Source organism: Komagataeibacter melaceti, assembly GCF_003403295.1.
Classification (GTDB): domain Bacteria; phylum Pseudomonadota; class Alphaproteobacteria; order Acetobacterales; family Acetobacteraceae; genus Komagataeibacter; species Komagataeibacter melaceti.
The window spans coordinates 1-1,060 of record NZ_QUWV01000147.1 but is presented as its reverse complement, the minus strand read 5'-3'; the positions used below and the strand labels follow the sequence as shown (position 1 = coordinate 1,060).

The window sequence follows — 1,060 nt, the reverse complement described above, 5'->3', positions numbered from 1 at the left end:
CTCCGGTTGGACAGACCTTACTCAAAAACGAGGGCATTTCACGGGGTAGGGTCAATAGCCACATATTTCCTATGCAACGTTGCATACCAGCGCATCCCGGAGTACCTCGATGCAGAACTCCGCATCCATTGTGTTCGACGGACGCTAGGACAGCACCTTGCGCGTATACCAATCCATCATCGCCACCAGATAGCGAAAGCCCTTGTGCATCGGGATATTAAGTGATGTCGGAACACCACACCTGATTGGGCCAGTCGATGACCAGATCCCGTGGCAGATATGGATATTTCCGATGCTCCGGACGTGGCACGGTCGCGCGTGGCTTCTGGTTGATCGCCCGCAAGCCCGCTTGCGGCCGACATCGTGGCCGAGACGACGAAGATGCCAGGTCATCTGACGGGATCCGTAATACGGTATCTCCAGGAACTGCGCGTCGCTCAGCCGCATCAGCTCCAGATTCGCCTCGCTCTGTGGCACCGGCCGGTAGTAGACGCCCGATCGGTTGAGTTGCAGCAACGTGCATTGCCGCACGATCGAAAGCCGAGGCCGTTTCAGGTCGATCATTTGCCGCCTCTGATCACGCCCAACCGAACAGAGGCATCGCGAAAAAATCACATTCCACCAGCAATTGGCCGATCTTCGCATGTAGCTTCTCCACATCGGCCGGGCTGGCTGTCGCTTCCGGTGCTGCCTTGCCAGAAAAGAGGCTTGCCATGCCCTTGATCGCCTAGCGCTTCCATTGGGCGATCATCGTCTGATGCACGCCGTGCTTCGACGCCAGTTCCGCCAGCGTCTGCTTACCCCGGATCGCCTCCAGCGCGACCCGCGACTTGAACTCACCCGAATACCATTTCTGCGTAACCTTGCCTATAAACCCGTCCTCTCTCAGGTCGGATTATAACTTATCGTCCTGTTTAAAAAATGGGGGCCACCTCTTATATCACGGCCTAATAGGCTCTAATGCAGAATATCGGTATGCAACGTTGCATAGGAAATATGTGGCTATTGACCCTACCCCGTGAAATGCCCTCGTTTTTGAGTAAGGTCTGTCCAACCGGAG

The 1,060-nt window shown here is 55.7% G+C and carries 1 pseudogene; it reads right to left on the bottom strand.

Annotation, left to right across the window (positions count from 1 at the left end):
• Positions 1 to 84: 84 nt before the first annotated feature.
• A pseudogene (locus tag DY926_RS14230) lies at positions 85 to 871 on the bottom strand (DDE-type integrase/transposase/recombinase); the annotation flags it as partial.
• Positions 872 to 1,060: the final 189 nt, after the last annotated feature.